23 protein-coding genes are annotated in these 24,607 nt (G+C 73.3%); 15 read left to right on the top strand and 8 right to left on the bottom strand.

Features of this window, described 5'->3' with window-relative positions:
• Window positions 1–44: 44 nt before the first annotated feature.
• Window positions 45–866, bottom strand: a complete 822-nt coding sequence (locus tag EV378_RS01540; protein WP_165922097.1) for an enoyl-CoA hydratase/isomerase family protein — start codon at window positions 864–866, stop codon at window positions 45–47.
• Window positions 867–1,063: 197 nt separating this feature from the next.
• Entirely contained in the window at window positions 1,064–1,861 is a 798-nt protein-coding gene (locus EV378_RS01535; RefSeq protein ID WP_132420970.1) for an SDR family NAD(P)-dependent oxidoreductase, read from the bottom strand.
• Window positions 1,862–1,955: 94 nt separating this feature from the next.
• On the opposite strand from EV378_RS01535, the gene EV378_RS01530 reads away from it, so the two are divergent.
• From EV378_RS01530 to amaB, 7 genes are read left to right on the top strand one after another with little or no spacing between them, the layout of a single operon-like run.
• Complete coding sequence (locus tag EV378_RS01530; protein ID WP_243653213.1) at window positions 1,956–3,212, top strand: aromatic ring-hydroxylating oxygenase subunit alpha; 1,257 nt, start codon at window positions 1,956–1,958, stop codon at window positions 3,210–3,212.
• Entirely contained in the window at window positions 3,209–3,700 is a 492-nt protein-coding gene (locus EV378_RS01525; protein ID WP_132420968.1) for an aromatic-ring-hydroxylating dioxygenase subunit beta, read from the top strand. Before EV378_RS01530 ends, EV378_RS01525 begins: the two co-directional genes overlap by 4 nt.
• 12 nt (window positions 3,701–3,712) lie before the next feature.
• Window positions 3,713–3,931, top strand: a complete 219-nt coding sequence (locus tag EV378_RS01520) for a hypothetical protein (RefSeq protein ID WP_207908542.1) — start codon at window positions 3,713–3,715, stop codon at window positions 3,929–3,931.
• Window positions 3,928–4,692: an enoyl-CoA hydratase/isomerase family protein gene (locus EV378_RS01515; protein WP_132420967.1), complete on the top strand. Its 765-nt coding sequence runs from the start codon at window positions 3,928–3,930 to the stop codon at window positions 4,690–4,692. Before EV378_RS01520 ends, EV378_RS01515 begins: the two co-directional genes overlap by 4 nt.
• The gene (locus EV378_RS01510) at window positions 4,689–5,492 is read left to right on the top strand and encodes an enoyl-CoA hydratase/isomerase family protein (RefSeq protein ID WP_132420966.1); all 804 of its coding nucleotides are present in this window, start codon (window positions 4,689–4,691) and stop codon (window positions 5,490–5,492) included. The genes EV378_RS01515 and EV378_RS01510 overlap by 4 nt, the downstream gene beginning before the upstream one ends.
• Before the next feature lie 2 nt (window positions 5,493–5,494).
• A complete protein-coding gene (locus EV378_RS01505) occupies window positions 5,495–7,195 on the top strand; it encodes an AMP-binding protein (RefSeq protein ID WP_132420965.1) in 1,701 nt (566 codons plus the stop codon).
• Between the two features lie 48 nt (window positions 7,196–7,243).
• On the top strand, window positions 7,244–8,770 hold the full coding sequence (gene amaB / locus EV378_RS01500) for an L-piperidine-6-carboxylate dehydrogenase (protein WP_132420964.1): 1,527 nt from the start codon (window positions 7,244–7,246) through the stop codon (window positions 8,768–8,770).
• Here amaB and EV378_RS36865 read toward each other — a convergent pair.
• A complete protein-coding gene (locus EV378_RS36865) occupies window positions 8,757–9,122 on the bottom strand; it encodes a DUF6855 family protein (RefSeq protein ID WP_341540403.1) in 366 nt (121 codons plus the stop codon). The two genes, amaB and EV378_RS36865, sit on opposite strands and share 14 nt — an antisense overlap.
• Window positions 9,123–9,141: 19 nt before the next feature.
• On the opposite strand from EV378_RS36865, the gene EV378_RS01490 reads away from it, so the two are divergent.
• Window positions 9,142–9,828 (top strand): 2OG-Fe dioxygenase family protein, encoded by a 687-nt coding sequence (locus tag EV378_RS01490; RefSeq protein WP_165922096.1) that lies wholly within the window; start codon window positions 9,142–9,144, stop codon window positions 9,826–9,828.
• A 170-nt stretch (window positions 9,829–9,998) separates the two neighbouring features.
• On the opposite strand, the gene helR is transcribed toward EV378_RS01490, so the two are convergent.
• Both helR and EV378_RS01480 read right to left on the bottom strand, forming a co-directional pair.
• Complete coding sequence (gene helR, locus EV378_RS01485) at window positions 9,999–12,191, bottom strand: RNA polymerase recycling motor ATPase HelR (protein WP_207908541.1); 2,193 nt, start codon at window positions 12,189–12,191, stop codon at window positions 9,999–10,001.
• Between the two features lie 108 nt (window positions 12,192–12,299).
• Window positions 12,300–13,739, bottom strand: coding sequence for an amidohydrolase family protein (locus EV378_RS01480; protein WP_132420962.1), 1,440 nt, complete (start codon window positions 13,737–13,739; stop codon window positions 12,300–12,302).
• Between the two features lie 178 nt (window positions 13,740–13,917).
• Between EV378_RS01480 and EV378_RS01475 the strand changes: the two genes are divergently transcribed.
• The 4 genes from EV378_RS01475 (at window position 13,918) to EV378_RS01460 (ending at window position 17,594) form a co-directional block, all read left to right on the top strand.
• Window positions 13,918–14,724 carry an IclR family transcriptional regulator domain-containing protein gene (locus tag EV378_RS01475; protein ID WP_132420961.1) on the top strand — a complete coding sequence of 269 codons (807 nt, stop codon included), beginning with the start codon at window positions 13,918–13,920 and terminating at the stop codon, window positions 14,722–14,724.
• Between the two features lie 70 nt (window positions 14,725–14,794).
• On the top strand, window positions 14,795–15,928 hold the full coding sequence (locus EV378_RS01470) for a CaiB/BaiF CoA transferase family protein (RefSeq protein ID WP_132420960.1): 1,134 nt from the start codon (window positions 14,795–14,797) through the stop codon (window positions 15,926–15,928).
• Window positions 15,925–16,731 (top strand): citryl-CoA lyase, encoded by an 807-nt coding sequence (locus tag EV378_RS01465; protein ID WP_132420959.1) that lies wholly within the window; start codon window positions 15,925–15,927, stop codon window positions 16,729–16,731. The genes EV378_RS01470 and EV378_RS01465 overlap by 4 nt, the downstream gene beginning before the upstream one ends.
• Entirely contained in the window at window positions 16,728–17,594 is an 867-nt protein-coding gene (locus EV378_RS01460) for a dioxygenase family protein (RefSeq protein ID WP_243653212.1), read from the top strand. The genes EV378_RS01465 and EV378_RS01460 overlap by 4 nt, the downstream gene beginning before the upstream one ends.
• Before the next feature lies 1 nt (window position 17,595).
• Here EV378_RS01460 and EV378_RS01455 read toward each other — a convergent pair whose 3' ends face one another.
• Genes EV378_RS01455 through EV378_RS01445 form a run of 3 tightly spaced genes read right to left on the bottom strand, consistent with a single transcriptional unit; the run spans window position 17,596 to window position 21,214 of the window.
• Entirely contained in the window at window positions 17,596–19,677 is a 2,082-nt protein-coding gene (locus EV378_RS01455; protein WP_132420958.1) for a xanthine dehydrogenase family protein molybdopterin-binding subunit, read from the bottom strand.
• Complete coding sequence (locus EV378_RS01450; RefSeq protein WP_132420957.1) at window positions 19,674–20,681, bottom strand: FAD binding domain-containing protein; 1,008 nt, start codon at window positions 20,679–20,681, stop codon at window positions 19,674–19,676. Before EV378_RS01450 ends, EV378_RS01455 begins: the two co-directional genes overlap by 4 nt.
• The gene (locus tag EV378_RS01445) at window positions 20,678–21,214 is read right to left on the bottom strand and encodes a 2Fe-2S iron-sulfur cluster-binding protein (RefSeq protein ID WP_132420956.1); all 537 of its coding nucleotides are present in this window, start codon (window positions 21,212–21,214) and stop codon (window positions 20,678–20,680) included. The genes EV378_RS01450 and EV378_RS01445 overlap by 4 nt, the downstream gene beginning before the upstream one ends.
• Window positions 21,215–21,355: 141 nt before the next feature.
• Here EV378_RS01445 and EV378_RS01440 point away from each other — a divergent pair, with 141 nt between their 5' ends.
• The 3 genes from EV378_RS01440 to EV378_RS01430 all read left to right on the top strand — a co-directional run bounded on the left by EV378_RS01440 (window position 21,356) and on the right by EV378_RS01430 (window position 24,575).
• A complete protein-coding gene (locus EV378_RS01440) occupies window positions 21,356–21,949 on the top strand; it encodes a TetR/AcrR family transcriptional regulator (protein ID WP_243653211.1) in 594 nt (197 codons plus the stop codon).
• Window positions 21,950–22,161: 212 nt separating this feature from the next.
• The gene (locus EV378_RS01435) at window positions 22,162–23,598 is read left to right on the top strand and encodes an NDP-hexose 2,3-dehydratase family protein (protein WP_132420954.1); all 1,437 of its coding nucleotides are present in this window, start codon (window positions 22,162–22,164) and stop codon (window positions 23,596–23,598) included.
• The gene (locus tag EV378_RS01430) at window positions 23,595–24,575 is read left to right on the top strand and encodes a Gfo/Idh/MocA family protein (protein ID WP_207908540.1); all 981 of its coding nucleotides are present in this window, start codon (window positions 23,595–23,597) and stop codon (window positions 24,573–24,575) included. Before EV378_RS01435 ends, EV378_RS01430 begins: the two co-directional genes overlap by 4 nt.
• Window positions 24,576–24,607: the final 32 nt, after the last annotated feature.

Raw genomic sequence — 24,607 nt, 5'->3', positions numbered from 1 at the left:
GTTCGCGGTGGCGCGGGACCGGGCCGTGGTCAGGTCCACGCCGGTCACCGGCCCCTGAACAGCGGCGGCCGGCGGGCGGCGAACGCGGCGACGCCCTCGCGTGCGTCATCGGTCCGTGCGGCGTCGACGACGGAGCGCTGTTCGGCCGCGAGCTGGTCGTGCAGGGTCGCCTGGCTGCTGTGCCGCAACAGGTCCCGAACGGCGGCGAACGCCCGTGTCGGGCCGGTCGCGAGCGTCGCGGCGACCCGCTCGGCCTCGGCCGGGGCATCGTCGGCGACCGTGGTCACCAGGCCCCACTCGCGCGCCTCCGGTGCGCCGACCCGCCGGCCGGTGAGGAACAGCTCCCGGGTGCGACGCTGACCGATCAGGCGGGGCAGGAACCACGTGCTGCCGCCGTCCGCGGTCAGGCCGAGCGCCGGGTAGCCGGCGGCGAACACGGCGTCCGGGGCCGCGACGACGACGTCCGCGGCGCACACCAGCCCGAGCCCGCCGCCCGCGCAGGCGCCGGTCACCGCGGCCACGACCGGCACGTCGAGCGCGGCCAGCCGTTCCACGGCGAGGTGGAAGTCGTCGATCATGGCGTGGAGCCGGTCCGGGAGGCCGGAGCCAGCCTCGACGAAGTCGCCGATGTCGCCGCCGGCGCTGAACGTCGGCCCGTTGCCGGACAGCAGGACCGCGCGGACCGACCGGTCGGCGGCGAGCGCGGCCGTCGCCCGCGCGAGGTCGGCGGCCATGCACGCGTCGATCGCGTTGCGCTGCGCAGGGCGGTCGAGCCGCAGGCGCGCCAGCCCGTCGACGACGTCGAGTGTCAGCGTGCGGTACGGCGCCGGGTTCGCCGACGGCGTTCCGGCGATGGCGTGCTCCACGGTCCCACCGCCTTCCGTCCCTTGTTTCGATTCCGGATTAAAATAGGAAGGGATCTGGTGGCCGTCAACCGCCGTCGGGGCCGCGCGTTCGGTCCATGATCGGCGGTTCGGTCCGGATGGGCGCCGCTCACGGCATCGGTCCGGACCGGTCTGCTGATCATGCCGCGGGGGCCGCGACGGGAGGGGCCATCCGACGGTCAGGGCATCGACGACCCGCCGCCGACGGCGACGACCTGGCCGGTGACCTGCCGCGCAGCCGTCTCCGAGCAGAGCCAGGCGACGGCGTTCCCGACGTCCTCCGGTGTCGTCGGGCGGCGCAGTGCCTGCGTGCGGAGCACCGACTCCCGCTGTTCCGGCGTGAACAGCGCGTCGGTGCCGTCCGCCCACACGCTGTGCTCGCCGACCGGGGCGTCGTCCGGCGGCGTGACGAGGCCGGGGGCGACCACGTTGGACCGGATCCCGTAGCGCCCGTTCTCCCGGGCCACGGTGCGCGCCAGCGAGATCAGTCCGGCCTTCGTGCTGCCGTAGATCCCCTGGCGGACGGCGCCGAACGCGGCGTCGCTGGACAGGAACACGACCGCGCCCCGCCCGTCGCGGCGCATCGGTCCGAGCGCGGCCTGCGTGCAGTCGACGGCGGCGAGCAGGTTCACCTCGACCGTCCGCATCCACAGTGCCCGGTCGGTCTGCTCGGTGAACCAGCCCGGGCGGCTCCATCCGGCGTTGTTGACCAGCATGTCGACGCCGCCCCACGCCTGTTCGGCGGCGTCCACGACCCGGGCGCCCGCGCCGTCTCCGGTGAGGTCCAGCGCGAGGTGGCCGGCGTCCGGTGCGCCGAGGTCGCGAACCTCGGCCGCGACCCGTTCCGCCTGGCCCGCATCGATGTCGACGACGAGAACCCGGGCTCCCTCACCGGCGAGCACGTGCGCGATGCCCCGCCCGATGTTGGCGCCCGCACCGGTGACGACCGCCCGCGCGCCGGCGAGACCGAGGTCCATGGATCGCGTCCTCCCGTCCTTGACACCGGACGGTCGCCGGTGGTGTTCTTCGGCGGACCTTAACTCGGATTAAAAATGTGCGGGAGGGGTGGCCGTGACTCTGCCGCACGACACGCTGCCGTACGACGAGCTGATCGAGCCGCGGCGGGTGCACGGGTCGCTCTACACGTCTCCGGAGATCTTCGCCGACGAGCTGGCGAGGATCTGGTACGCCACGTGGGTCTACGTCGGGCACGTCAGCGAGATCGCGGAGCCGAACGACTACGTGCGCAAGGCGATCGGCCCGCAGGACGTGATCATGACGCGCTCCGCGGACGGCGAGGTCCACCTGCTGCTCAACCGGTGCGCGCACCGCGGCAACCTGGTCTGCGAGGCGGCCCGGGGGAACTCCAGCTCGCTACGCTGCGCCTACCACGGCTGGACCTACCGCAACGACGGCGAGCTGATCGGCTACCCGTTCCCGCAGGGCTACGGCGGGCGCGGGAAGCTGGGCGACCTGGCGCTCGGCCGGGTACCGCGCGTCGGGATCTACCGGGGTTTCGTGTTCGGCAGCTTCGCCGCCGAGGGGCCGTCGCTGGAGGAGCACCTCGGCGAGGCCCGCGGCGAGCTGGACCGGCTGGCACGGCTGTCGCCGGACGGAGAGGTCGAGATCACCGCCGGCTTCCTGCACCACCGTGCGCGCGCGAACTGGAAGCTGCTGGTGGAGAACGAGACCGACGGCTACCACCCGCAGTTCGTGCACCAGTCGATCTTCAGCGTGGCGGACAGCGGGATCGGTGCCCTCTACGGTGAGAAGTCCACCGCCGTCACCCGCGCGCTCGGCGGCGGGCACAGCGAGAACGACCTTCGCCCGGAGTTCCGCAGGCTGGGTACACCGCTCGGGTGGTTCGGCACGACCGAGGAGAAGGTCCCGGACTACGCGGCCCGGATGCGGGAGACCTACGGCCCGGCGGCCGAGGACATCCTCGTCGAGGGCGCCCCGCACGTGATGATCTTCCCGAACCTGTTCGTGGCGGAGATCCAGCTGTTCACGATCCAGCCGCTGGCCGCCGACCTGACCGTGCAGCACGTCACCGCGGTGCAGCTCAAGGGCGCACCGGAGATGAACCGGCGGATGGTGCAGCAGTGCATCGGATCGGTCGGCCCGGCCGGGATGCTGCTCGCCGACGACACCGAGATGTACGAGCGCAACCAGGCCGGCCTCGGGGAGCTGCGCCCGGAGTGGGTCGACATCCGCCGTGGCGCCGAGCGCGAGACCGTCGACGAGCGCGGGCTCGCGATCGGCGGCGCCACCGACGAGACGGCCATGCGCGGCTTCTGGGCGCACTACCGGGAGCTGATGACGGCATGAGTTCGTCCGTCGACCATGAGCTCGACGTCCGCGTGGTGGAACGGTTCCTGTTCCGCGAGGCCCGCCTCGCCGACGAGCACCGCTACGAGGAGTGGGAGGCGCTCTGGACGCCGGACGCCGTGTACTGGGTGCCGGCCGGCGACGACGACGCGGACCGCATGTCCCAGATGTCGATCATCCACGACAACCGGAACCGGATCGCCACCCGGATCCGGCAGTACCGGACCGGGAAGCGCCACTCGCAGACCCCGCGGTCGCGGCTGCGGCGCGTGGTGTCCAACGTGGAGGTCCTCGGCGTCGAGGGCGCGGACACGGTCGTCGGGGCGAACTTCGTGCTCGTCGAGTCCCGCGAGCGCGGCAAGGAGATCTGGGCCGGTCGCTACACCTACCGGCTGCGCGTCGTCGACGGTGAGATCGCCATGTCCGCCAAGAAGGTCGAGCTCGTGGACAACGACCGCCCGCTCCCGACCCTGTCGTTCCTGATCTGAGGGACGACAGCCGTGGAGATTCCGCCCGACGTCGTCGGCAACGAGTTCGCGGAGGTCTCCGTGCGCATCGACGCCGACGCGAACAGCCGTCGGGTGCGCCTGGAGGACCTGCGCACCGGTCGGGTGCGGTTCCTGGACGCGCTGGAGCTGGAGACGCTGGTGTGGCTACCGGAGGGCAACCTGCGGCGGCTGCTCGACCCCGCGGCCGACCGGTGGCGGGAGGACGCATGACCGCGCCGATCCTGTCCCGTGTGGACGGTGGTGTCGCGCACCTGACGCTGAACCGCCCGCACGCGCGCAACGCGATCACCGTCGAGCTGGCGTCCGCGTTGCACGACGCGTTGCTCGACGCGGCCGAACGGGCCCGGGTGATCGTCGTGCGTGGGGCGGGCGGGCACTTCTGCGCCGGCGGCGATTTCGACGAGGTCGCCCGGCTGCGGGCGCAGGGCCCGGAGGCGATGCGGCCGCTGTTCGAGACGTTCGTCGGGGCCTGCGAGCTGATCGCGGAGCTGCCCGTCCCGGTCGTCGCCGCCGTCGAGGGGTACGCGATGGCGGGCGGGTTCGAGCTGATCCAGTCGGTGGACGTCGCCGTCGTGCGCGAGGACGCGGTGCTCGCCGACAACCACGCGAACCTCGGCATGATCCCGGGCGGAGGCGGGTCGCAACGCCTGCCACGGCTCGTCGGGCCACAGCGGGCACTCGGGCACATCCTGCTCGGCGAGCGGATCTCCGGAGCCGTTGCCGCGCAGTGGGGTCTCGTGCACTCCGCCGCGCCTGCCGAGCGGTTCGAGTCCACCGTGGACGGCGTCGTGGCGAACCTGCTGGCCAAGGACCCGGCCGCGCTCACACGGATCAAGCACCTGGTCCGGGCCGGGCTGCGCGGTCCGCTGACCGACGGCCTCGCCATGGAGACCGACGAGATCATCGCCCATCTCGGCGAGGAGCGGGCCGGACCGGGCCTCGCGCGCCACGGCGGAAGGAACGGCACGTGAAGCTGATCGACTCCGGTCCGGTGCTGCTGGACCTCGACGACGACGGCGTCGCCCGGCTGCGGCTGAACCGGCCCGAGGCGTCGAACGGCATGAGCGTCGAGTTCCTGCGCGCGCTCTACGACGCCGTGATGACCGCGACCGGCCGCCCGGAGCTGCGGGTGCTGCTGCTCACCGGCGAGGGGCCGAACTTCTGCGCGGGCGGCGACGTGAAGACGTTCGCGGGCAAGGGCGAGGCGCTGCCGGACTACCTGCGCGAGGCCACCGCGTGGCTGCAGAACGTCGCGCAGGGCCTGCTCGCGCTGCCGGTGCCGGTGGTCGCCGCCGTGCACGGGTTCGCGGCGGGCGGGGGAGGGCTGGGCCTGGTGTGCGCCAGCGACATCGTGGTCGCGGCCGAGTCGGCGCGGTTCATGTCCGGTGCCGTGCGCGTCGGGATGGCGCCCGACGGCGGCTCGTCGGTGACGCTGCCGCAGCTCGTCGGCGTGCGGAAGGCGATGGAGATCCTGCTGCTCAACCCGACCCTCTCGGCGACCCAGGCGTGCGAGATCGGGCTGGTGACCCGCGTCGTCGCCGACGACGCGCTGCACGACGAGGCGGAGTCGATCGCACGGACGCTCGCCGCCGGTGCGCCGCGCGCGCTCGGTGCGACGAAGCGCCTCGTCTGGTCCGGGCTGGGCGGCCGCGTCGAGGCCCAGCTGCCGGAGGAGGCCCGCACGGTCTCCGAGCTGTCCGGGACGGCCGACGCCCGCGAGGGCCTGGCCGCCGTCCTGGAACGTCGCGCACCCGTCTTCACAGGGGAGTGAGCATGGAGTCGATCGCGGACCGTCGGGCCCGGCTGGAGAGCCGCCACCCGACGTGGGAACCGACCACGTTGGACGGTTTCCTGGACCGCTGCGCCGACGAGTTCGGCGACCGCCCGCTCGTGCTCACCGACGACGTCACCCTGACCTACGCCGACGTCGCCCGCGAGTCCCGCCGGCTGGCCGACGGCCTCGTCGCGCTCGGGGTGCGGCCCGGTGACCGGGTCGGGATGGTCATGGCGAACCATGCCGAGTTCGCGGCCGTGAAGTTCGCGATCGCGCGGGCCGGGGCGGCGGCGATCCCGTTCAACTTCCTCTACCGCGCAGCGGAGCTCGCCTACGTGCTGCGGCAGTCGCGGTGCGAGGTGCTCGTGACCATGACCGGCTTCGGCGATCTCGACTACCCCGCGATGCTCGACGAGATCGCGCCCGGCTGGGATGCGGGCCCCGTGGCGGAGCTGCCGGACCTGCGCGCCGTCGTGCAGCTGCCGACCGAGCGCCCCGCCAGGGCCGGCGTCCGGACCGTCGAGGACCTCGCGGTGCTGGGCGACGGCTCCCCCGGCGGCACCGAGGCCGTCGAACGACGCCCGCACGATCCGGGCGACATCCTCTACACGTCCGGCACGACCGGGTCGCCGAAGGGCGTCACGGTCACCCACGACGCCGTGCTGCGCACCGGGTACGCGTCCGCGCTGACCAGGGCGTTCGAGGACGGGCGGCGGGTCCTGTTCTCGTTGCCCTGCTACCACATGTTCGGCTACGTCGAGGGCCTGCTCGCGGCCATGACGGTCGGCGGCGCCATCGTGCCCCGGCTGCAGTTCTCGCCGGGTGACTACTTCGCCGGGATCGAGCGGCACCGGGCCACCGAGATCCTCTGCGTGCCGACGATGACGGTCGCGCTGCTCGAGCACCCGGACCGTCGGACCCGCGATCTGTCCTCCGTGGTCGCGCTCCTGTCCGGAGCCGCACCGGGCCCGGTCTGGTTGTGGGAGAAGGTGATCTCCGAGCTGGGCATCACCGAGATCACCACCGGCTACGGGATGACCGAGTGCGGTGGTGCGATGACGATGTCGCTGCCCGAGGACGACCTCGAACGCCACTCGGCGACCGTCGGCCGGGTCAAGATGGCGGGCGTGGCCGGCATCCCGGAGCGCGACGGCGACCTGTGCGTCTACGGCACGTCCGACCCGCTGACCGGCGAGCGGCTCCCGGACGACGTCGAGGGCGAGCTCGTCTCCCGGGGCCCGACCCACATGCTGGGGTACTGGGAGAAGCCGGAGGAGACGGCGGCGACCCTGCGCGACGGGTGGGTGCACTCCGGGGACCTCGGGCGGATCCGCGCCGACGGGTACCTCCAGATCACCGGGCGCAGCAAGGAGCTCTACAAGTCGGGCGGCGAGCTGGTGATGCCGAAGGAGATCGAGGAGCTGCTGACCGGACTGGCCGGGATCAGCCAGGCGTACGCCGTCGGGGTCCCCGACGACCGGTGGGGCGAGGTCGGGTGCGTCTGGGTCGTCCCGGAGCCGGGGGCGACGGTCACGCCGGACGACGTGCTCGCCGTCTGCCGGGAGAAGCTGGCCCGGTTCAAGGTGCCCAAGCACGCGCTGCTGACCACGGCCGACCGGCTGCCGACGACGCCGACCGGCAAGGTGCAGAAGTTCCGCCTCGCCGCCCGCGCCGTGGAGGTGCTCGGAGGAGGTCGCTGACCCGGGGCGTGCGACGCTGGGTCGCGGGCGAGGACGGGAGAGCGACCGATGGCGGACACCCTGCCGGGCACTGACGACATCCAGGCCCGGGCACTGCGGGCACTCGGCCGGATCGGTCTCGACCGGCCCGTCGGGGACGGGCTGCGCGCCCGCACGCCGATCACCGGTGGCAAGCTCGTCGACGTCCCGGTGACGACCCCGGACGCGGCCGACCGGGCCGTCGCCGAGGCACACGACGCCTTCCGCATCTGGCGCACGACGCCCGCACCCCGGCGCGGTGAGCTGGTGCGCCGCCTCGGTGACCTGCTGCGGGAGCACCGGGAGGACCTCGCCGACCTGATCACCGCCGAGGCCGGGAAGATCCACTCGGAGTCGCTCGGCGAGGTCCAGGAGATGGTCGACATCTGCGACTTCGCGGTCGGTCAGTCCCGCCAGCTCTACGGGCGCACGATCGCCTCCGAGCGGCCGGGGCACCGGCTCGCCGAGACGTGGCACCCGCTCGGCGTCGTCGGGGTGATCTCGGCGTTCAACTTCCCCGCGGCCGTGTGGTCGTGGAACACCGCGATCGCGCTGGTCTGCGGCGACACCGTCGTCTGGAAGCCGTCCGAGCTGACGCCGCTCGTGTCGCTGGCCGCGTCGCACCTGCTCGAGCGCGCGGCGTCCGACGTCGGCGCGCCGACCGCCGTGCACCGGCTGCTGCTCGGCGACCGCGAGGTGGGGGAGCGGCTGGTCGACGACCCCCGGGTCGCGCTGGTCAGTGCCACCGGTTCGACGCGCATGGGCCGGGAGGTCGGGCCGCGGGTCGCCGCCCGGTTCGGGCGCAGCCTGCTGGAGCTGGGCGGCAACAACGCGTCGGTCGTCGGCCGGTCCGCCGACCTCGAGCTCGCGTTGCCGGGGATCGTGTTCGCGGCCGCCGGCACGGCCGGGCAGCGGTGCACGACGCTGCGCAGGTTGATCGTGCACCGGGACGTCGCCGACGAGCTGCTCGACCGCCTCACGACCGCGTACCGGACGCTGCCGATCGGCGATCCGTTCTCCGACGGCACGCTCGTCGGGCCGCTGATCACCAGGTCCGCGGCGGACACCATGGACCGGGCGCTCGCCAGGGCCCGCGACGACGGCGGCACCGCGCTCGTCGGCGGCGGCAGGCGGTTCGCCGACGTCGCCCCGGACGCGGCGTACGTGGAGCCGTCGATCGTCCGGATGCCGGAGCAGACGGACGTCGTGCGGGAGGAGACGTTCGCGCCGGTCCTGCACGTGCTGACCTACGACGACTTCGACGAGGCCATCGCCCTGAACAACGCTGTGCCGCACGGGTTCTCGTCGTCGGTGTTCACCCGCGACCAGCAGGAGGCGGAGCGGTTCCTGGCCGCCGACGGGTCGGACTGCGGCATCGCGAACGTCAACGTCGGCACGTCGGGCGCCGAGATCGGCGGTGCGTTCGGCGGGGAGAAGGAGACCGGCGGCGGACGCGAGTCCGGATCGGACGCCTGGCGCGGCTACATGCGCCGGGCCACGAACACGGTGAACTACGACGACCGGCTGACGCTCGCCCAGAACGTCAGCTTCCTCTGACGGCCCGGACCCGGTTGTTGCGGGCGTTGTGCTCCAGCTCGACGAGTCCGAGCGCCTCCAGGACGGGCGGCACGTAGTTGCCGAACCGGCCGCGCAGGCCGTTCTTCGTGCCGTACCAGCCGCCGACCGGGTTGTCGTCGGCCCGGCCCGACGCCTCGACGGATCGAGGTCGTGCACCCGCCCGAGCTCCGCGAACGCGTCGCCGGACTCGCCCGCTCCACCGGCGCGCTCTACGACAACCCGGTGGGACCGGCCACGGAAGGCTTGCCCGTGCACGGTCGGTGACGGAAATGTGGAGTCGTGGCCGACCGGTTGGGGACCTGATGCCGCACGACGTCCGTGAGACCGTCACGACCGGAACGGCCGCGTCCGTGGCGGATTCCGTGGCCGGGGACGGGTTCGCCCGGTTCACGGCGCGGGAGCTGTCCCCCGGCACGACCCGGCCGGAGTTCGACGCGTTCCGCGCCGTCTGGGAGGACCTCGAGCCGGACGCGGACCTGGCCGACGGCGGCGCCTACCGGTTCCGTCGCTACGGCCTGGTGCGGGCCGTGTCCACGCCGGACGGGTTCGCGACGGAGCCGCTGCCGCACCGCGGGTTCCGCCAGGACGTCATCCCGATGTGGCGGGACGCCGAGCGGCACTTCGCACCCCTGTCGTCGTCGACGCTGGCCGACCCCTGCCTTGGCGCTCTCGTCGCGTTCGATCTGACCGTCGCCGGGCAGGTCCGCCCGAGCCGGGAGTGGGTGGTCGGGCTGCACGCGATCCGCGTGGTCGCCCGGGCGGGGGAGTCGGGCCTGCCGACGCCGGAGGGCGTGCACCGTGACGGTCACTCGTTCGTCGGCATGCATCTCGTCCGCCGTGAGAACGCCCGGGGCGGCGAGTCACGGATCCACCGCACCGGACGCCCCGACGTGGTGTTCACCCTCGGGTCTCCTCTGGACTCGGTCCTGGTCGACGACACGGCGGTGCGGCACGCGGTGTCTCCGATCGTCCCGCTCGACCCGTACGCCGGCCGGACGGTCCGGGACATGCTGCTCGTGGACCTGAATCCGGCCTGACGCAGCAGGAACTCCCAGCCGGACGAGTGATGCCCGTAGGAACCCGTGCGGAGATGCGGTTCAGCGGGCCATAGTGATCATTTCGCCCTGCTGGGCTGCATCTCGGTGCACTGCGGCGCGCTCGCGCACGATCCCGACGAAGCCGCCCCGCCGGATCCGGTACCCGCCGCTCAGAGACCTCGCGCCGCGGGACTCACCTCCTCCAACCCACGCAGGGACTCCGGAAGCCGACCCGCGTGCACCACCCCGAGACGTTGGGTGGCGCGGGTGAGCGCGACGTAGAGGTCCGCCGCCCCCTGCGGGCCCTCGGCCAGGATCCGGTCCGGCTCGACGACGAGTACGGCGTCGAACTCCAGGCCCTTCGTCTCGGACGGCGGCACCGTGCCCGGCACACCGGGTGGTCCGATCACGACGCTCGTGCCGTCCCGGTCGGCCTCCGCGGCGACGAAGTCCGCGATCGCCGGAGCGAGGTCCCGCGTCCGGAGCGACCACGGCCGCGTCCCGGACGACCGCACCGAGTCCGGCGGGCGGACGTCCGGCGCGAACGCCGCGAGCAGCGACGCCGCAACGGTCATGATCTCCGACGGTGTCCGGTAGTTGACCGTCAACGACCGGTACTCCCAGCGCCCCGGGACGTACGGCTCCAGCATCGTCGCCCACGACCGCGCCCCGGCGGCCGAGCGGCGCTGCGCGAGGTCCCCGACGACCGTGAACGACCGCCCTGGACAGCGACGCATCAGCACCCGCCAGTCCATCTCGGACAGTTCCTGTGCCTCGTCGACGACGACGTGCCGGTACGTCCAGTCCCGGTCGGCGGCGGCACGTTCGGCGAGCTCGCGGTGGTCCCGTTCCTCGAACCGCTCGGCGATCGTCCCGCCGTGGGTCAGGTCCCCGGCGCCGAACAGCAGGTCCTCGTCCATCTCCTCGCGGTCGAGCGTGAGGATGTCGAGCACGCCCTCGGCGTACTCCCGTTCCGCGGCGCGCTCCCGGGCGGTCGCGGCGTCGGACGCCGCGGCGGCGACCGTGTCCCGGCCCAGCAGGTCGACCAGCTCGTCGAGCAGCGGGACGTCGGACACGGTCCAAGCCTCGCCGTCGGCTCGCCACAGCGACGCGTCGGCACCCGCCGCGCTCAGCCGGTCCACCGACGAGTACAGCGTGCCGAGGAGCGACTCCGGCGTGAGGATCGGCCACAGCTCGTCGAGCGCGGCGTGGAACGCCTTGTGCTCCTCGAGTTCCCGGCGCACCTGGTCACGCAGGTCGTCGCGGGCCGCGGTGTCCGAACGGGACAGCCAGCCCCGCCCGATCCGCGACACCGCCCGTTCGACGACGACGTAGGTGACGATCTCGTCGAACGTCGGCCGTGCCTCGTTGTGCGGCAGCCCGGTCGCCCGGGCCTCGTCCCGCGCCCATCCGGCCGTGCCGGCGTCGATCCGTCCGGTGACGTCCTCCAGCTCGATCGGGATCGGGTCCGACGGCACGGCCTGCCGGTCGGCGATCGCGGCCGCCAGCACGTCGAGCATTCCGAGCGAGCCCTTGGTCCGCGCGACGTCCGGCGCGTCCTCGGCCGTGGCCCGCAGGCCGGGCAGGAGGCTGCCGGGGGTCATGAACACGACGTCGGTCTCGCCGAGCGACGGCAGCACCCGTCCGATGTGGTCCAGGAACGCCGGGTTCGGCCCGACGACGAGTGCGCCGTGCCGCTCCATCCGTTCCCGCTGGGTGTAGAGCAGGTAGGCGACGCGGTGCAGCGCCACCACCGTCTTCCCGGTGCCCGGGCCGCCCTCGATCACCATGACGCCGGCGTGCTCGGACCGGATGATCTCGTCCTGCTCGGCCTGGATCGTCGCGACGATGTCGCGCATCCCCTCGCCGCGCGGGGCGTTCACGGCCGCGAGCAGCGCCGCGTCGCCCCGCTCGCCGGCCGCCGGCCGTCCGAACACCTCGTCGGTGAAGTCGAGCACCCGGCGCCCGCGGGTGTGGAACTGGCGCCGCCGTCGCATCCCCTCCGTCGTGACCGCCGTGGCCGTGTAGAACGGCCGCGCCGCGGGCGCGCGCCAGTCCAGCAGTACCGGTGCGAACTCGTCCTGCTCGTCGAACAGCCCGATCCGGCCGACGTAGGACCGGGCGCCGTCGAGCCCGTCCAGCCGGCCGAAGCACAGCCCGTCGTCCGCGACGTGCAGACGCTTCACCCGCTTCGCGGACGCGCGCACCTGCACGTCGCGCTCCATCGGCGACCCGCCGGTCCCGGCCAGCGCCGCGTCGTACTCGCCCTGCGCCTGCGCGCGATCGGCGTCCAGCCGCGCGTAGAGTCCGGCGACGTACTCCCGTTCCGAGTGCAGTTCCCCGTCGTACCCGTGATCGCTCACGTGCCCCCGTTTCCGCAGTCCACCGGCAACGGTCGGGAATTCTGCGCCCGCACCCGGGTCTTGTGGCAAGCCCCGGGATGCGCTATACGGTAGTTACGGCGGGAGGGATCACCGCCGTTCGTGCGTCGTCGCGCTCTGGTACTCCGTGTACTGGTACGGGTTGTCGAGGATCTTGGTCTCCGGGATCTCCGGGTTCATGCCCGCCTGCCAGGCCTGTTCGCCCAGCGTGGACCGCAGGTGCTCGACGGTCCGCTCCACCTCCGCGCGGGTCGCGGCCAGGTCCACGTCGACGAGCCGCCCGTCGCGCTTGGCGAACCGGCCGTTCACCAGCACCGTGTGCACGTCGCCGCGCTGCGCCTGGAACGCGACGTGTCCGTACGGGTTGAGCAGCGGGAACGAGACCGGCGAGTGGTCGTTCTTGATCAGGACGACGTCGGCGCGCTTACCCGGCTCCAGGCTGCCCAGGTCCGAGCGGCCGATCGCACGGGCGCCGCCCCGGGTGGCCCAGTCGACGACCTGCTCCGCGCGCAGCGCCGCCTGCGTGACCGTCTCCCCGCGGGCGTGCGCCTCCAGGTGCTCGCGGGAGCGGTCGGCACCGAGCGTGGTGCGCATGGCGGAGAACAGGTCCGCGCTCCACCAGACCGACGTGTCCATCGACAGCGACACCGGGATCCCGTGCGAGCGCAGCGCCCAGGTGGGCGGGTAGCCCTGGCCGGCACTCTGCTCGCTCTCCGTGGACACCGAGACGGAGCCGCCGGTCGCGGCGATCCGCTGGTAGGAGTCCTCGGACAGGGTCGCGGCGTGCACGTAGACCGTGTCCGGGCCCATGAAGCCGTGCTCGTGCATGAGCCGGATGCCGTCGTCGTTCGTCGCGCCCCAGACGCCCGCGTGCGTGCTCACCGGCACGCCGAGCTCGCGGGCCACCTCGAACGCGGGCTTCTCCGGGAACGCCGGGTCGCCGGTCACGTCGAACGCGAGCTGGAAGCCGAGCATGTCGTCGCCGGGGGTGATCCGCCGCGTCACGAAGTCGCGGAAGCCGGGGTCGGCCGTCCAGCTCGCCGGCGCGTCCTGGATGTTGCCGTAGGCGAGCACGAACCGGCCCCGGGTCGAGGTCAGGGCGTCGACGGCAGCGTCGGCGTGCTGCGGGGTCTGCAGCCCGTGCGACCAGTCCACCGTGGTCGTGACGCCCGCGTCGAGGCCCTCGATCGCGCTGAGCAGGTTCCCGGCGTGCACGTCCTCTGGGCGGAAGATCGTGCCCCACTCCAGGTAGTACCAGACGAAGTACTGCGTGAGCGTCCAGTCGGCGCCGTAGCCGCGCATCGCGGTCTGCCACATGTGCCGGTGCGTGTCGATCATGCCGGGCATCACGATGCCGCCGGCCGCGTCGACCTCGGTCGTGCCCTCCGGCACGGCGAGCCCCTGACCGATCTCCGCGATCCGCCCGTCGACGACGAGCACGTCGTGGCCCGGCAGCACCCGGTGCCCGTCGTCCATCGTCAGTACGAGGCCACCGCGCAGGACGACGGGGCCCTCCGTCGAGCTGGTCATGATCGTCGCTCCTTCGCGCCGCAGTAGTTCCGGACGACCGTCCGCTCGACGGTCCGATGCCGGATACGCGAGCTTGCTGAACAGGTAGGTGCGGCGTCAAGCGTCCGTCTGGAGTCACGGTGGGCTGTCGCGTACGCTCAGCGGTCGATATTCCGGGATGCGGACAGGACGGTGGGCGATGCCACGCGAGGGTGCGGGACCCGACTTCATCGAAGCGCTGGCTCGCGGCCTGGAGGTCGTCGCGGCGTTCGGCCCGGAACGGCCGGAGATGACGCTCGCCGAGGTGGCGTCCGCGACCGGGCTCGCCCGCCCGACGGCGCGGCGGATCCTGCTGACGCTGATCGACCTCGGGTACGTGCGCCCCGCGCGCGCCGGGTACGTCCTGACCCCCCGCGTGCTCGACCTCGGCGCCGCCTACATCGGGTCGATGGGCCTGTGGGACATCGCCCGGCCGCACCTCGAACGGCTCGTCCGGCAGACCGGGGAGTCCTGCTCGATCGCCCAGCTCGACGGCTCGGACATCGTCTACGTGTCCCGGGTGTCGGTCCCGAAGATCGTCTCGCTGGCCGTGCAGATCGGGACCCGGTTCCCGGCGCTGCCGACGTCGCTGGGCAAGGTCCAGCTGGCCGCGCTGCCGTCGGACGAGCTCGACCGGGTGCTGGCCGAGCCGACGCGGTCCGGGCTGGTCCCGCGCTGGCGACCGACCCGCGAGGAGCGCGACGCCGAGCTGGCCGGGGTCCGGGCCCGGGGATGGGCGCTCACCGACGAGCAGCTGACGCTCGGCATCCGATCGGTGGCCGCACCGCTGCGCGACGGGCAGGGGCGGGTCGTGGCCGGGATGAACGTGAACTGCCACGCCGCGGAGACGTCCGTCGAGTACCTCGTCGACCACCACCTGCCGTTGCTGCTGCGGGCGGCGGGGGAGATGAGTGCCGACCTCGCGCGTCGCGAGACGTTGCCGCACGTCACGCTCGGAGCGGGTTGACGGGACGAGCGTGAGCGCGCAACCATCCGTGGAGCGGACAGCTGTCCGTGGAGCGGACGGAAGGACGGATATGGGTCCCCTGGACGGTGTGCTGGTGGCGGACTTCTCCCGCATCCTGGCCGGGCCGTACGCGACGATGCTGCTCGCCGACATGGGAGCCGACGTCGTCAAGGTCGAGGGCCCCGCGGGCGACGACACCCGCACCTGGATGCCGCCGGAGCGCGACGGCGAGTCCACCTACTACCTCGGGATCAACCGCGGGAAGCGCTCGATCGCGCTGGACCTGCGGGACGCCGACGACCTGGCCGTCGCCCGCGATCTCGTCGCCCGCGCCGACGTCGTGATCGAGAACCTCCGGCCGGGCGGGATGACCCGGTTCGGCCTCGACTTCGGATGCGTGAAGGAGGCGAACCCGGGCGTCGTCTACGCGTCGATCAGCGGGTTCGGGTCCGGCGACGGCGCGCACGTGCCCGGCTACGACCTCATGGTCCAGGCGATCTCCGGCCTGATGAGCCTCACCGGCGACCCGGACGGGCCCGCCTACCGGGCCGGCATCTCGGTGTTCGACGTGATGGCCGGCAACCACGCGACGATCGGCATCCTGGCCGCGCTGCGCCATCGCGAGCAGACCGGCGAGGGCCAGCACGTCGAGGTCAACCTGCTGTCCTCGGCGCTGTCCGGCCTGGTCAACCACAGCTCGGCGTGGGTCGCGTCCGGCACCGTGCCGTACCGGATGGGCAACGCGCACCCCAGCGTGTTCCCGTACGAGCCGTTCCCGACCGCGGACGACGACCTGATCGTCACCGCGGGCAACGACGGCCAGTTCCGCAAGCTCTGCGACGTGCTCGGGCTGGACGGCGTCGCCGACGACCCGCGGTTCGCGCGCAACGCGGACCGCACGGCGAACCGCGACGAGCTCCGCCCGCTGCTCGTGGAGCGCCTGACCACGCGCCGGGCCGTGGAGTGGTTCGAGCTGCTCACCGCGGCCGGCGTGCCCTGCGGCCCGATCCAGACGATCGACGGCGGGTTCGCGACGGCCGAGCGGTTCGGGCTGGAACCGGTCGTCGTCGTGGGGGAGGGCGACCGGGCGCTGCCGACCACGCGGCACCCGATCCGGTTCTCCGCGACGCCCGCCGCCTACCACCTGCCCCCGCCGCGGCTCGACGAGCACGGCGACGACGTACGGAAGTGGCTCGACGCATGACCTACCCCACCGCACTCGGCTCGTCCACGAAGGACACGATCACGCTGCTCGGCCACGACCTCGCGGACGACGTGATGGGCGAGGTCGGGTTCGGCGAGCTGGCGTTCTGGCTCGCCACCCAGCGGAGGCCGACGCCCGGGGAGACCCGCGTGTTCGAGGCCGTGCTGGCCGCGCTGGCCGACCACGGCTTCACCCCGACGGCGATCGTCACCCGCCTCACGCACCTGTCCGCCCCGGACTCCGTGCAGGGCGCGCTCGCGGCGGGGCTACTGGGCGGCGGGTCGCGGTTCCTCGGAGTGACCGAGGACTGCGGGCAGTTCCTGCACGCGCACCTCCCGGGAACGGTGCCGACCGACGACGCCGGGTGGGACGCGCTCGCGCTCGAGGTGGTCCGCGCGCAGCGCGAGGCGAAGCGGTTCGTCCCCGGCCTCGGCCACCCGGTGCACAAGGACGGCGACCCGCGCACCCGGAGGCTCTATGCGATCGCCGGGCAGGAGTCGCTCGTCGGACCCCACCTGCAGCTGTTCGCGGCGATCGGCCGGGTGCACCCCGAGGTGCTCGGGCGGACGCTGCCGCTGAACGGCGCGGGCGTCTGCGGTGCGGCACTGGCCGACCTCGGCCTACCGTTGGAGCTGCTGCGCGGGTTCGCGCTGCTCGCGCGGACGGCCGGACTGATCGGACAACTCGCCGAGGAGCTCCGAAACCCCGTCGCGCGCCAGATCTACGACTCGGTGGACCTGCACAATCGGCCCGTCGACCCCGTTCCGTACCGCCCTGTCCCGACCGCCGAGGAGCTGCAGTGACGCAACCCACCACCGTCACCGAGGACACCATCACCGACGTCGCGGCGTCCCGCTGGGCGACGGCGCACGACCCGCGCACGGCCGAGCTGATGACCGCGCTCGTACGCCACCTGCACGACTTCGCCCGCGAGACGAAGCTGACCGAACCCGAGTGGATGGCCGCGATCCGCTGGCTCACCGACACCGGCCAGATCAGTGACGACAAGCGCGAGGAGTTCATCCTCGCCTCCGACGTGCTGGGCCTGTCGATGCTCGTCGTGCAGCAGAACCACCGGTTCGACGCGTCCGCCACCCCGGCCACCGTCCTCGGCCCGTTCCACATCGAGGGCTCGCCGGAGAAGGCGTTCGGCGAGGACATGTCCGACGGCCTGCCCGGCGATCCGCTCTACGTGCACGGCACCGTCCGCTCGCTGGACGGGACGCCGGTCGGGAACGCCCTGCTCGACGTGTGGCAGTCCGACGCCGACGGCTACTACGAGTCGCAGCTCCCGGTGGACGAGGCGCGGCTGCGGGCGAAGTACCACAGCGGGTCCGACGGCGCGTACTGCCTGCGCACGATCGCCCCGCTGGGCTACGCGATCCCGATGGACGGCCCGGTCGGCTCGCTGATCCACCGGACCGACATCAGCCACTACCGGCCGGCGCACGTCCACTTCATGATCACCGTGCCCGGCTACGAGCCGCTGATCACGCACCTGTTCCGCGAGGGCGCCGAGTACCTCGACTCCGACGTCGTGTTCGGCGTCAAGCGCGAGCTCGTCGTCTCGTTCGAGGAGCGCGAGCCCGGCCCGACGCCGGACGGCGGGACGTCCGACGTGCCGTGGCTGGAGGCGCGCTACGACTTCGTCCTCCAGCCGGCCTGACTCACGTCAGGAACGCGTCGAGCGTGATCGGCAGGGACCGCACCCGCACACCGGTGGCGTGGTGGGCGGCGTTCGCGATCGCGGCCGCCGCCCCCACGATGCCGATCTCGCCGATTCCCTTGGCGCCCATCGGGTTCACGTAGGGGTCGTCCTCGTCGACCCACTCCGCGTCCATCTCGCCGACGTCGGCGTGCACGGCGACGTGGTAACCGGCCAGGTCGTGGTTGACCCAGTGCCCGGTACGCGGGTCGAGCACGCTCTCCTCGTGCAGGGCCATCGACAGGCCCCAGACCATGCCGCCGAGGAACTGCGAGCGCGCCGTCTGCGGGTTGATGATCCGCCCGGCCGCGAACACGCCGAGCATGCGCGGCACCCGGACCTCCCCGGTGTCGGCGTGCACGGCGACCTCGGCGAACTGCGCGCCGTAGGCGCCCATCGCCCGCTCCGCGGCCCACGGGTTGTCGGGCGCCATGCCGTCGGCCTCGTCGCCGTCGTCCGGATCCTCGCCGTACTTGTCGCGGAACCGTTCGGCGGCGTCCACCACGGCCGTGCCCCACGAGCTCGTGCCGGTCGACCCGCCCGCGATCGTGGCGTGCGGCAGTGCCGTGTCCCCGATCGCGACGTCCACCCGGCTCGCCGGGACGCCGAGCGCGTCGGCGGCGATCTGGGTGAGCACGGTGCGGGCGCCCTGCCCGATGTCCGCGGCGCCGATCAGCACCTCGTAGCGGCCCCCGTCGGCACGGAACCGCACGACCGCCGTCGAACCCGGCATCCGGAACGTCGGGAAGAACGACGCCGCGACGCCGGTGCCGCGCCACCACCCGTCGACGAGCCGGGCGCGCGGGGTGGGGTCGCGGTCGGCCCAGCCGAACCGCTCGGCGCCGCGGCGCAGGCAGGCGACCAGGTTGCGGCTGGAGAACGGCAGCCCGTGCTCGGGGTCGGTCTCCGGCTCGTTGCGCACCCGCAGCTCGATCGGGTCCATGCCCAGAGCGACGGCGAGCTCGTCCATCGCGCACTCCGCGGCGAAGCTGCCCGGAGCCTCACCGGGTGCGCGCATGAACGTCGGGCCGGACACGTCCATCGGCACCAGGCGGTGCGTCGTGCGCCGGTTCGCCGCGGTGTAGAGGTGCCGGCTGACGACGGCGGCCGGCTCGGTGAACTCGCGGGTGCGGGCCGTCGGTTCGACGGCGTCGTGCACCAGCGCCTCGATCCGCCCGTCGGCCGAGGCACCGAGCGCCATGTGCTGGACGGTCGCCGGGCGGTAGCCGGTGGTCTCGAACATCTCGCGACGGGACAGCGCCAGCTTCACCGCGCGGCCGGGCACGGTCCGGGCCGCCATGACGGCGAGCACGGCGCCGGGATGCCGCGTGCCCTTGGACCCGAACCCGCCCCCGACGTGCGGCGACAGCACCGCGACGGCACCCGGCTCGAGCCCGAACAGCCCGGCGATGGCCTCCTGCGACGCGGCCACCGACTGGGTCGACTCGAAGACCGTCACCTCGTCACCCGCCCAGCAGGCGACCGTCGCGTGCGGCTCCATCGGGTTGTGGTGCTGGGCCGGGGTCCGGTACGTCGCGCGGACCGAGACGTCCGCGGCCGCCAGCGCGGCGTCCGGGTCGCCGGTGACGGTGTCGGTCGGGAAGAACAGCACCCGAGCCGGGGCGTACGTCTCGGGGGAGCGCTCGTCGAACGCGGTCGTCGCGGGCTGCTCGTCGTAGGAGACGGCCACCAGGTCGGCCGCCTCGCGGGCCGCCTCCTGGCTCTCGGCGATCACGGCGGCGACGTACTGGCCGCGGTAGCGGATCTCGCGGGACTGCAGCACCGCGAGCTCCGGGTCGGAGGTGTCGGCCAGGCGCGGCGCCGAGTCCGCGGTGAGCACCCCGACCACACCGGGCACCGCCTCCGCAGCGACGGTGTCCACATCGGTCACCGTGCCGCGGGCGATCGTGGCGGGCACACCGATCAGGTACAGCGGGGCGTCGGTGTGCTGTTCGTAGGAGTACCGGGCCGTGCCGGTGACCTTGGCCGGACCCTCGATCCGGTGCAGGTCGGTCCCCATGGCCCGGGGTTCGACGACGGTCATGCCGCCTCCTTCCCGGCCAGCTGCCGGAGCGTGGTGGTGACGGTCGCGGCCACCAGCGGGATCTTGAACGCGTTGCCGGCGACGGGGGAGTCCACCGCGGCCGCCGCGGCGAGCTCCACCTGCGCGGCGGCCCGGAACTCCTCGTCGGTGGCGGGACGGCCGCGCAGCGCCTGCTCGGCGGCCGTGGCGCGCCACGGCTTGTGCGCGACGCCGCCGAGCGCGATCCGTACGTCGCGCACGACGCCGTCGGAGACGTCGAGCGCGGCCGCCACCGAGACCAGCGCGAACGCGTACGACGCCCGGTCGCGCACCTTGCGGTACGCAGAGTTCGCCGCGATCGGCGCGGCCGGGACGTCGACGGCGGTGATCAGCTCGCCGTGCTCCAGCACGGTGTCGCGGGTCGGGTCGTCGCCCGGCAGCCGGTGCAGGTCGGCCAGCGGAATCGTGCGCTCGCCGTCCGGGCCGAGCACGTGGACCCGCGCGTCGAGCGCCAGCAGCGCCACCGCCATGTCCGAGGGGTGCGTCGCGACGCACGCGGAGCCGTCGGCCCCGAGGATCGCGTGGTACCGGGCCCACCCGGTCCGCGCGGAACACACCTCGCCGGCCGAGCGCTTCGTGCACGGCGTGGTCGGGTCGGCGAAGTACGCGCAGCGCGTGCGCTGCAACAGGTTCCCGCCGGTCGTGGCCATGTTGCGCAGCTGGCCGGACGCCCCGGCGAGCACGGCCTGCGCGAGCGCCGGGAACTCGGCGCGCACGCGCGGGTGCGCCGCGAGGTCGGAGTTGCGCACGCCGGCACCGATCCGCACGCCCCCGTCGTCGAGGTCGGTGATCGCCCTCGACGTGAGCCGCGTGACGTCGACCAGCGTGGTCGGGTCGGCGATGCCGAGCTTCAGGTGGTCGACGAGGTTGGTGCCGCCGGCCAGGAACGCGGCGCCGGGGTCGGCGGCGACGGTGGCCACGGCGGTGTCCGCATCGGCAGGACGGAGGTAGGAGAACGGTGTCATCGGGCAACCTCCGCGATGGCCGAGACGATGTTGCCGTAGGCGGCGCAGCGGCAGAGGTTGCCGCTCATCCGCTCCGCGATCTCCTCGCGGTCCACCGTGGCCGGGCCGGTGAGGTCGGCCGACGCGGCGCTGGGATGCCCGGCGGCGATCTCGTCCAGGACCCCGACGGCCGAGCAGATCTGGCCGGGCGTGCAGTAGCCGCACTGGTAGGCGTCGTGGTCCAGGAACGCCTCGGCGACCGGGTGCAGCTCGCCCTCAGGGGCGAGCCCGCCCGCCGTGGTGATCGAGTCGCCGTCGTGGGCGACGGCCAGGGCCAGGCAGGACAGGACGCGACGGCGGCCACCGGCCCCGTCGCCGTCGCTGTCGCCGTCGGAGAGCAGGACCGTGCAGGCCCCGCACTGGCCGTGGTCGCAGCCCTTCTTCGGGTTCGTGACGTCCAGTCGCTCGCGCAGCGCGTCGAGCACCGTGGTCCGGGTGTCGACGGTCAGCGCGTGCCGCTTCCCGTCGACGGTCAGTGAGATGGTCGCGTCCACGACGATCGTGTCTCCTCGTTCTCGACGTAGGCGAGGGTGGTGGGATCGGAGTCGGGTGCACTACATTCCGATGAAACGGAACGACGCTCCAGTAATATACGGAACATGGTTCCGGCTGTGCAACCGGAAGGGAGGATCGCCGTGACCGACCCGGGTCCCGACGCGGCGCAGGCCCCGCCCCGCCGGGTGCGGGCCGACGCCCGTCGCAACATCGACGCGGTGCTGGAGGCGGCGAAGGCCGTGTTCGCCGCGCACGGCGTGGACGCGCCGGTGCGTGAGATCGCCGCGAAGGCGGGCGTCGGTGTCGGCACGCTGTACCGGCACTTCCCGCAGCGGGCCGACCTGGTGGCCGCCGTGTTCCGGCACGAGGTGGACGCCTGCGCGGACGCCGCCCCGGTGTTCGCCGCCGAGCACGACCCGGACGAGGCGCTGAGCCTGTGGCTGCAGCGCTTCACCGGGTTCATCGCGACCAAACGCGGACTCGCCTCGGCGCTGCACTCCGGCGACCCGACGTTCGACTCGCTGCCGCAGTACTTCGAGTCCCGGTTTCTGCCCGCGCTCGACGCGCTGCTCGACGCGGCGGCGGCCGCGGGCGCGATCCGTGCGGACGTGGACGCGCGCGAGCTCCTGAACGCCATCTCCGGACTGTCGATGTCCGAGGATCCGGAGCGGCCCGGCCAGTCCGCGCGGATGGTCGCCCTGCTGGTGGACGGCCTGCGGCACCGGGCGCGATGACTCCTGCGGCGGCAGCAGGCGCCGGAGGACCGTGCCGGCCGGCAGGCGCGGGATCTCGTCGACGAACGTGACCGCCCGGACCCGCTCGTGGTCGCCGGTGAACCGGCACAGCTGACGACCTCGCGGGGCCGCCCGGCGCATCTGGGGTTTCCCCGGCCCGCGGGCTGCGACAAACGGAGGCGTCGCGACACCCCAGCAGAGAGGTCCGTCCCATGCGTCCGACGGCCGCCCCGCCCGTCCCACCGGTGCTGCGCACCGCGGACCGGATGATCCCGCACCGCCTCGCCCGCTCCGCCCAGCGTGACCCCGTCGGCGCGGCCCGGGTCCGCGAGTGGATCGCCGACCGCAACACCGCCCGCGCGCACACCGTCAGCCGGGTCACGTTCGAGGAGCTCGACCGCTGGGGCTTCGACACCCGGACCGGCAACCTGCGGCACGACACCGGCCGGTTCTTCAGCGTCGAGGGACTGCGGGTGGAGACGGACACCGGACCGGTCCGGTCGTGGAACCAGCCGATCATCAACCAGCCCGAGATCGGCATCCTGGGCATCCTGGTGGCCGAGCACGACGGCGTCCTGCACTGCCTGCTCCAGGCCAAGTCCGAGCCGGGCAACGTCAACGGCGTCCAGCTCAGCCCGACCGTGCAGGCGACGCGCAGCAACTACACCGGCGTCCACGCCGGGAAGTCCGTCCCGTTCATCGAGTACTTCCGCAGCCCCGGTGACGGACGGGTGCTGTCCGACGTGCTGCAGTCCGAGCAGGCGGCCTGGTTCTACCGCAAGCGCAACCGCAACATGATCGTCGAGGTGGACGGCCCGCTGCCGGTCGGCGAGGACTTCCGCTGGGTGACGCTCGGCCAGCTGCACGAGCTGTGCGCCGTCGACAACCTGGTCAACATGGACACCCGGACGGTCCTGGCCGGCATGCCGGGCGGGTTCGAGGGCGCGGCCGGCACGTCCGACCGCGGCCTGGCCGACGCGCTCGCCCGCTCCGCGGACACCGCCATCGGCGGTCTGCACACCACCGGGGAGCTGCTGAGCTGGATCACCGACCGGCAGACCGAGCCGGAGGTGCGGACGTCGCTCATCCCGCTCGACGACGTCGACGACTGGCGACGTGCCCCGGACCGCGTGCACCGCGACGACGAGGCCTTCTTCAGCGTCGTCGCCGTCGACGTGGCCTCGCCGGGGCGGGAGGTGTCGGCCTGGACGCAGCCGCTGCTGGAACCGCACGGGATCGGCCGGGTCGCGATGGTCGTGGCCCGCTTCGACGGCGTGCTGCACGCGTTGATGCACGCCCGCGTCGAGCCCGGCTACCTGGAGGCCGTCGAGCTCGCGCCGACCGTCCAGTGGACGCCGCGGGCCTACTCCAGCCTGGGACTGGAGCCGCCGGAGTTCCTCGACGTCGTGACGGCCGCGGAGGGGACCGACCGCGTCCTGTTCGACGCGGAGCTCTCCGAGGAGGGCGGCCGGTTCCTGCACGCGCGCAACCGCTACCAGATCGTCGAGGTCGCGAACCCGGTCGACGACCGCACGACCCCCGACCACCAGTGGATGACGATCGGGCAGCTCACCGGGCTGCTGCAGCACAACAACTACGTCAACGTGCAGGCCCGCAGCCTGGTGGCCTGCCTGCGGGGACTCGCGTGAGCGGAGTCGTTCGGCTCGGGGTGCTGGGGTGCTCCGAGATCGCCGACCGCAGGGCACTGCCCGCCGTGGCCGCGTCGCCGCTGGTCGAGACGGCCGCCGTGGCGAGCCGCGACCCGGAGCGGGCGCGCGCGTTCGCCGACCGGCACGGCGGACGGCCCGGCACGTACGAGGACGTGATCAAGGATCCGGACGTCGGCGCCGTGTACGTCTCGACGCCGCTGGCGCTGCACGGCGTCTGGGCCGGGGAGGCGCTGCGGGCGGGCAAGCACGTGCTGTGCGAGAAGCCGTTGACCGGCGAGCCCGGATCGACCGGGGAGCTCGTCGGCGCCGCCCGCGCGTCCGGGCTGGTGCTGCGCGAGAACTTCACGTTCCTGCACCATCCCCGCCACCGGGTGCTCACCGGCCTGCTGGACGACGGACGCCTCGGCGACCTGCGCACGCTGTCCGCGACGTTCGGCATCCCGCACGTCCCCGCGGGCGACATCCGGCTCGACCCCGCACTCGGCGGGGGAGCGCTGAACGACGTCGGCGTCTACCCGCTGCGGCTGGCCCAGGCCCTGCTCCCCGGCCCGCTGCAGGTCGTGGGGGCGACGTCGTGGACGGACCCGGCGAGCGGGGTGGACGTCGCCGGACACGTCCTGCTCCGGAACCCGGCGGGTGTGGTCGCCGACCTCGACTTCGGCTTCCGGCACCGTTATCGCAACCGCTACGCGCTGTGGACGTCCACCGCGTGGCTGGAGCTGGAGCGGGCGTTCACGCCGCCTGCGGGGGCCCGCGCCGTCGTGACGATCGACGAGCAGGACTCGTCGCAGGACGTCGTGCTCCCGGCCTGCGACCAGTTCCGGGAGTCCGTCGAGGACTTCGCACGGGCCGTGCTCCGCGGTCCGGAGGAGGAGTCCCGGTGGCTCGACGCGGCCGTCGAGACCGCGCGGCTGCTCGACGACGTCCGCCGGTTCGCGGTGCAGCACAAGGGCTGAGACGTCGGGACGAGGGCCGGGCGGCCCTCGTC

Source organism: Pseudonocardia endophytica, assembly GCF_004339565.1.
Classification (GTDB): domain Bacteria; phylum Actinomycetota; class Actinomycetes; order Mycobacteriales; family Pseudonocardiaceae; genus Pseudonocardia; species Pseudonocardia endophytica.
This window is presented reverse-complemented; position numbering and strand designations above follow the sequence as displayed.

Excerpts from the sequence above, each read along its gene's own strand:
- EV378_RS01535 (WP_132420970.1), bottom strand. The coding sequence starts at position 1,861 with ATGGACCTCGGTCTCGCCGGCGCGCGGGCGGTCGTCACCGGTGCGGGC.
- EV378_RS01525 (WP_132420968.1), top strand. The coding sequence starts at position 3,209 with ATGAGTTCGTCCGTCGACCATGAGCTCGACGTCCGCGTGGTGGAACGG.
- EV378_RS01515 (WP_132420967.1), top strand. The coding sequence starts at position 3,928 with ATGACCGCGCCGATCCTGTCCCGTGTGGACGGTGGTGTCGCGCACCTG.
- EV378_RS01505 (WP_132420965.1), top strand. The coding sequence starts at position 5,495 with ATGGAGTCGATCGCGGACCGTCGGGCCCGGCTGGAGAGCCGCCACCCG.
- amaB (WP_132420964.1), top strand. The coding sequence starts at position 7,244 with ATGGCGGACACCCTGCCGGGCACTGACGACATCCAGGCCCGGGCACTG.
- EV378_RS01480 (WP_132420962.1), bottom strand. The coding sequence starts at position 13,739 with ATGACCAGCTCGACGGAGGGCCCCGTCGTCCTGCGCGGTGGCCTCGTA.
- EV378_RS01475 (WP_132420961.1), top strand. The coding sequence starts at position 13,918 with ATGCCACGCGAGGGTGCGGGACCCGACTTCATCGAAGCGCTGGCTCGC.
- EV378_RS01470 (WP_132420960.1), top strand. The coding sequence starts at position 14,795 with ATGGGTCCCCTGGACGGTGTGCTGGTGGCGGACTTCTCCCGCATCCTG.
- EV378_RS01465 (WP_132420959.1), top strand. The coding sequence starts at position 15,925 with ATGACCTACCCCACCGCACTCGGCTCGTCCACGAAGGACACGATCACG.
- EV378_RS01455 (WP_132420958.1), bottom strand. The coding sequence starts at position 19,677 with ATGACCGTCGTCGAACCCCGGGCCATGGGGACCGACCTGCACCGGATC.
- EV378_RS01450 (WP_132420957.1), bottom strand. The coding sequence starts at position 20,681 with ATGACACCGTTCTCCTACCTCCGTCCTGCCGATGCGGACACCGCCGTG.
- EV378_RS01435 (WP_132420954.1), top strand. The coding sequence starts at position 22,162 with ATGCGTCCGACGGCCGCCCCGCCCGTCCCACCGGTGCTGCGCACCGCG.